The 5,529-nt window shown below is 61.3% G+C and carries 5 protein-coding genes; 2 read left to right on the forward strand and 3 right to left on the reverse strand.

Annotated elements, in window-relative coordinates; translation table 11 throughout:
* Positions 1-96: 96 nt before the first annotated feature.
* The gene (gnd, locus tag WCA53_RS22110; protein WP_423915598.1) at positions 97-1,083 is read left to right on the forward strand and encodes a phosphogluconate dehydrogenase (NAD(+)-dependent, decarboxylating); all 987 of its coding nucleotides are present in this window, start codon (positions 97-99) and stop codon (positions 1,081-1,083) included.
* Positions 1,084-1,174: 91 nt separating this feature from the next.
* Here gnd and WCA53_RS22115 read toward each other — a convergent pair whose 3' ends face one another.
* Together WCA53_RS22115 and nodI are read right to left on the reverse strand one after the other, a co-directional pair.
* Positions 1,175-1,987 carry an ABC transporter permease gene (locus WCA53_RS22115; protein WP_423915601.1) on the reverse strand — a complete coding sequence of 271 codons (813 nt, stop codon included), beginning with the start codon at positions 1,985-1,987 and terminating at the stop codon, positions 1,175-1,177.
* A 37-nt stretch (positions 1,988-2,024) separates the two neighbouring features.
* Positions 2,025-2,975: a nodulation factor ABC transporter ATP-binding protein NodI gene (gene nodI / locus WCA53_RS22120; RefSeq protein WP_423915602.1), complete on the reverse strand. Its 951-nt coding sequence runs from the start codon at positions 2,973-2,975 to the stop codon at positions 2,025-2,027.
* A 436-nt stretch (positions 2,976-3,411) separates the two neighbouring features.
* Between nodI and WCA53_RS22125 the strand changes: the two genes are divergently transcribed.
* Complete coding sequence (locus tag WCA53_RS22125) at positions 3,412-3,918, forward strand: universal stress protein (RefSeq protein WP_423915599.1); 507 nt, start codon at positions 3,412-3,414, stop codon at positions 3,916-3,918.
* Between the two features lie 54 nt (positions 3,919-3,972).
* On the opposite strand, the gene WCA53_RS22130 is transcribed toward WCA53_RS22125, so the two are convergent.
* A partial coding sequence (locus WCA53_RS22130) for an ATP-binding cassette domain-containing protein (RefSeq protein ID WP_423915600.1) occupies positions 3,973-5,529 on the reverse strand: 1,557 nt, incomplete at its 5' end.

Here is a 5,529-nt window from a genome sequence, read left to right on the forward strand (position 1 = left end):
TTGAAAAAGAAGTTCGGTTTTACGCCAGAACACATCTACGACGAAGCGAAAAAGCAGATTGACCGCGTCAAAACCAGCCATAAGGAGTGAGCCATCATGCAAATCGGAATCGTGGGACTAGGCCGGATGGGCGCGAACATCGGGCGCCGCCTGATGCGCGGCGGGCAGACGTGCGTGGTGTACGACCATAGTCCCGACGCCACGCAGGCGGTGGTCGCGGACGGCGCGACCGGCGCGAGCGATCTCAAGGATTTGGTCAGCAAGCTGACCGCGCCGCGCACGGTCTGGCTGATGCTGCCGGCCGGCAAGATCACCGAGGACACCCTGAACGATCTGGAAGGGATGCTTGAATCGGGCGATACGGTCATTGACGGCGGCAACACGTTCTACAAGGACGACATTGTCCGTGCCGCGAAGTTGAAGGAAAAGGGCCTGCATTATGTGGATGTGGGCACCTCCGGCGGGGTGTGGGGGCTGGAGCGCGGCTATTGCATGATGATTGGCGGCGAGAAGGATGTGGTGCAACGCATCGACCCGGTCTTGTCGGTGCTGGCGCCGGGACGTGGCGACATTCCCGAAACGCCGGGCCGCGAAGGCCGCGATGCGCGCGTCGAAAATGGTTATATGCACGTCGGCCCGGTCGGTTCAGGTCACTTTGTGAAGATGGTCCATAACGGGATCGAGTACGGCTTGATGCAGGCCTACGCGGAAGGGTTCGACATCCTGAAGCACAAGTCGTCTGCGGAATTGCCCGAAGCGCAGCGCTTTGATCTCGATCTCGCCGATGTGGCCGAAGTCTGGCGACGCGGCAGCGTGGTGTCGTCGTGGCTGCTCGACCTGACGGCGGGTGCGCTGGCCGGCAATGGCACGCTCGATAAGTATTCGACCGAAGTGGCCGATAGCGGCGAAGGGCGCTGGACCATCGAAGCGGCGATTGAGGAAGCGGTGCCGGCGCAGGTCTTGTCGGCGGCGCTTTACTCGCGCTTCCGTTCGCGCGAAGACAACTCGTTCGCGGATCGGATGCTCTCCGCGATGCGTTTCGGCTTCGGCGGCCACAAGGAGTTCACGCCCGCGTTGAAGTAGGGCGGGGGGCGGTTCTGCTCGCGGTGAGTGTGGGGCGAGACTTGCGTCCCTCTGCTCACCGCAGGCAGGACCAACCCATCCTCCTCCCTCGCTAACGCATCATTCGCCGTCGAAACAGCATCGCGCTAATGAAGAACGGAATGATCGCGTAAGCCGCCAGCACCGCGACGTGCAACACCACATTCGACGCCGGACGCCCAAGCATCGCAGGACGAATCAACTCGACGGCATGCGACAGCGGCAGCAATGACGTGATGCGCTGCGCTACGGCAGGCAATTGCGTCAGCGGAAAGAATACGCCCGACAGCAGCAGCATCGGCGTGAGCACCAGCGTCTGATAAAACATGAAGAAATCGTAGCTGGGAGCGAGCGCCGTGACGATCATCGTCGTGCTCGAAAACGCCAGGCCGGCCAGCACGATAACGGGCAGCGCGTAGAGCATCGGCGGAAAGCTCGCATACCCCATTGCTCCCGCCACCAGCATGATCGCAACGCCTGAGAGCACGGACTTGCTCGCGGCCCAGACGATTTCGGCCAGCACGATGTCGCCCAGTGTCAGCGGCGTGTGCATGATCGCCTCCCACGTGCGCTGCACGTGCATGCGTGAAAAGCCGGAGTACATGGCCTCGAAACTCGCCGACATCATCACGCTCGACGCCACCGTGCCCGCCGCGAGAAACGCGATGTAGGAGACGCCGTCTACGTGACCCACCATCAGCCCCAAGCCGAAGCCCAGGCCGAAGAGGTAGATCATGGGATCGGCGAGGTTGCCGAACATTGACGCCACGGCCAGCTTTTTCCAGACAAGATAATTGCGCCGCCAGACTGACATCCAGTTCGACGCGTTGGCCGGCATCGCTGAGAGAAACGGTTCGCCCTCAGGCTTGTGCCTGGCCTTCAACATTACTTTCGCGCTGTTCACATCGGCTTTGCTCGACACGTCAGTCCACCATCTCCCGCCCGGTCAGGCGCAAAAACACATCTTCCAGATTGGCTGGCCGATGCAGATAACGCACGCCAGCTCGCCCCTTGACCCGTTGATGCACCGGCGCGGGGTCATCGACATAACAAAATAGCGTTTCGCCACTGATTTCCATGCGTCCGACGAACGGCGCGAGTTCATCGCGCAACGCTTGCGGATCGGGTCCGTAGATCTCGATCACATCGCAGCCGATAACCCGTTCGATCAATTCAACGGGCTTGCCTTCCGCCACCTTCCGGCCTTCTTCGATCACGCAAAGCCGGTCGCATAGCCGTTCGGCTTCTTCCATGAAATGGGTCGTCAGCAGGATTGTCTTGCCGCGCGCGAGCAATGAGCGCAGGCGTTCCCAAATCAGGTGACGCGCTTGCGGATCGAGACCGGTCGTGGGTTCGTCCATGATGAGTACATCGGGGTCGTTCACGAGTGCGCGCGCCAGCGTCAATCGGCGTTTCATGCCGCCCGACAATTCGCCGACCCTTGCGTCCGCCTTGCTTTCCAATCGTGCAAATTCGAGAAGCGACGGCACCACGGCCTCGATTTGCGCGCCGCTCATGCCGAAATACCGGCCGAAGACGAGCAGGTTTTCGCGGACGGTGAAATCGGGATCGAGGTTATCGAATTGCGGCACAACGCCCACCCGCCGGCGCGCAAAGCGGGCGCGGGAGGGAATCGGTTCATCGACGAGCCGGATCGTGCCCGTGTCCGGCGCCGTCAGCCCAAGCAGCATCTTGAGCGTGGTCGTCTTGCCGGCGCCGTTTGGGCCGAGCAGGCCGAAACACTCGCCGGGCTGGACATGAAACGACAAGCCGCCCACGACCAGCTTGTCCCCGTAGTGCTTTTCGACTTCAATGAATTCAATGGCAGGGCGTGGCGGCACGACCGCTGCAAACGTCGCGCTACCCGGTGACATCGATGACACTATTGCATCTGACATGCGCAAAAACTCGCGGATCGGGGACAAGGAACAAGCTGGCTAGTTTAATCGATTGCACCATTCGGGCGCGTTCCGGTCATGCAGGCTTCATGGGCGCCGCGCGATGGGGCTTGGGCGGCGGATACTGGCCGGTGTTGCGTCGGTATTTTTATGCCGATGCCGGCCAGTCAAGGGTTTGGCGGATCTGGCACGATGTCCGCTAGAGGTTTTTGCACCGGTTGTGTCGGTGCGGTGTTTTCACACAGCGAGGTAGGCGTTTTCCATCGTTGCTATCACTGCCTTGAGCTACCAAGATGTCAGTGTCACGGCGCTGGTTTGGCTGTTGAAGTGCGTCATTTCCCGCGGTCGCGCTCCATGTAACGACTGTTTTTATCGATGTCCTTTGCTGCTTTGCGCAGCGCGGAGAACCAACATGGCGAGCTATCGGAAAATCCTGCTGTGCTACGACGGATCGCGCGAAGGGCGGAAGGCGTTACGTGACGGGGCGTGTCTCGCGCTCGATCTCAAGGCTGAAACGCATGTGCTCGCGGTCGTGGATATGCGCTCGAGCATTGCACAAAGCGCGGGGCTGCTCACGGATATGGCGTGCGGCCGTTTCGAAGACGCGGCGCGCGACATCCTGCGCGAAGGCGTGGACTGGCTTACGGAGCGGGGCGTGCCGGCGGTGGGGCACTTTGCGTTCGGCCATCCGATCGATGAAATTTCGGGTCTTGCCGAGAGCTTGAATGTCGACCTGGTGGTGGTGGGGCATCGCTGTCGTAGCGGCCTCGCACGCTGGTGGATGGGCGCGGGGAATACACCGTTGCTGGACCGTGTGAAGTGCAGCATCTTGGTCGCGGTGTCGCCGGCGGGGGCATCGGCTGAGCAGGAAGATGCGGCGCATTCGGCCATGCCCGTGAAGGTGGAAGCGAGTGTGTGAAGCGGGCGGTCGGGGGTGGGGCGGTTTCACCCTTCCCAAGCGCTAGTGCTCCACCTACGCCCCGCCGATCTGCTCGAGTTCCTCATGCGCTTCCAGCCACTGCGCTTCGAGTGCTTCCAACTGCCCATTGACATCAGCCTGGCGACGAATTGAGTCTGTGAGCTGCGTTTTCATGGCCGGCTCATAGCTGGCAGCGTCCGCGACGAAAGTGTCCAGCCGTGTCTTTTCCCCATTCAGCTTGTCCATTTCCTTCTCGATCTTCGCAATCCGTGACTGCAGCGGCTTTCTGAGATGCGACAGCTTCTGGCGTTCCTGCGCTTCCTGGCGACGTTGCTCCTTGCGGTTTTGCGCTGAATCCAAATCGTCCGAATCGCTTTCGGTGTCCTTCGCGGCCGCTCTTTGATCGGCAGCGTGCTGAAGCAGCCAGTCGCGATAGTCGTCCAGATCTCCATCGAACGGCTGTAAGCGGTGCTTTGCGACCAGCATGAAAATGTCGGTCGTCGCCCGCAGCAGATGCCGGTCGTGCGACACGAGAATCAGCGTGCCCTCGAACTGCGCCAGCGCCATGGTCAGCGCGTGCCGCGTTTCGAGGTCCAGATGGTTCGTCGGTTCGTCAAGGAGAAGAAGGTTCGGCTTCTGCCAGATGATCAGCGCAAGCGCGAGCCGCGCTTTCTCACCGCCCGAAAACGGCGCGATTTTCGCGGTCGCCATCTCGCCGGAGAAATTGAAGCCACCCAGGAAGTCCCGTAGCTCCTGCTCGCGCGTGTCAGGGGACAGACGCGCGACGTGCTGGAGCGGCGAGTCGTCGGGACGCAGCGTTTCAAGCTGATGCTGCGCGAAATATCCGATCCGTAAGCCCTTGCCCTCGCGCACCGTGCCACTCAACGCTTCGAGCGTGCCCGCAAGCGTCTTGATGAGGGTTGACTTGCCCTGACCGTTCGCGCCCAGTAACCCGATCCGCTGGCCGTTCTGGATGGACAGCGTCACGCCTCCCACAATCGGCACATCACCCGCTTCCGTATGGTAGCCACACTGAACGGCGTCCATGACGATCATCGGATTGGGCGCCGCGTCGGGCGTGCGGAACTCAAATGTGAACGGCGATGACGCATGCGCCGGTGCGATGAGTTCCATGCGCTCGAGCGCTTTCACGCGGCTTTGCGCCTGCTTCGCCTTGGTGGCCTGGGCCTTGAAGCGGTTGATGAAGCTCTGCAAGTGCTCCACGGTCTTCTGCTGCTTTACGTAAGCGCTCTGCTGCAACGCGATCTGCTGTGCGCGCAGGATCTCGAACTGGCTGTAATTGCCGCCATAGCGCTTGATCTGGCGGTTTTCCAGATGCAGCGTGACATTGCAGACCGAGTCGAGGAACTCGCGGTCATGTGAAATCACGACCAACGTTCCGGGATACCGGTGCAGCCAATCCTCCAGCCACACGATGGCGTCGAGATCCAGGTGATTCGTGGGTTCATCGAGGAGCAGCAAATCCGAGCGGCACATCAGCGCCTGCGCGAGATTCAGCCGCATGCGCCAGCCGCCCGAGAAGCTACTCACCGGCTGTTGGGTCTGCGCGAGCGTAAAGCCCAGGCCGATCAGCAAGGTCTCGGCGCGTGC

Source organism: Caballeronia sp., from assembly GCF_049581465.1.
In the GTDB taxonomy this organism is placed as follows: domain Bacteria; phylum Pseudomonadota; class Gammaproteobacteria; order Burkholderiales; family Burkholderiaceae; genus Caballeronia.

Bases quoted from the DNA above. Each gene is read 5' to 3' on its own strand.
- WCA53_RS22115 (WP_423915601.1), bottom strand. From the start codon at position 1,987: ATGTTGAAGGCCAGGCACAAGCCTGAGGGCGAACCGTTTCTCTCAGCG.
- nodI (WP_423915602.1), bottom strand. From the start codon at position 2,975: ATGTCACCGGGTAGCGCGACGTTTGCAGCGGTCGTGCCGCCACGCCCT.
- gnd (WP_423915598.1), top strand. From the start codon at position 97: ATGCAAATCGGAATCGTGGGACTAGGCCGGATGGGCGCGAACATCGGG.
- WCA53_RS22125 (WP_423915599.1), top strand. From the start codon at position 3,412: ATGGCGAGCTATCGGAAAATCCTGCTGTGCTACGACGGATCGCGCGAA.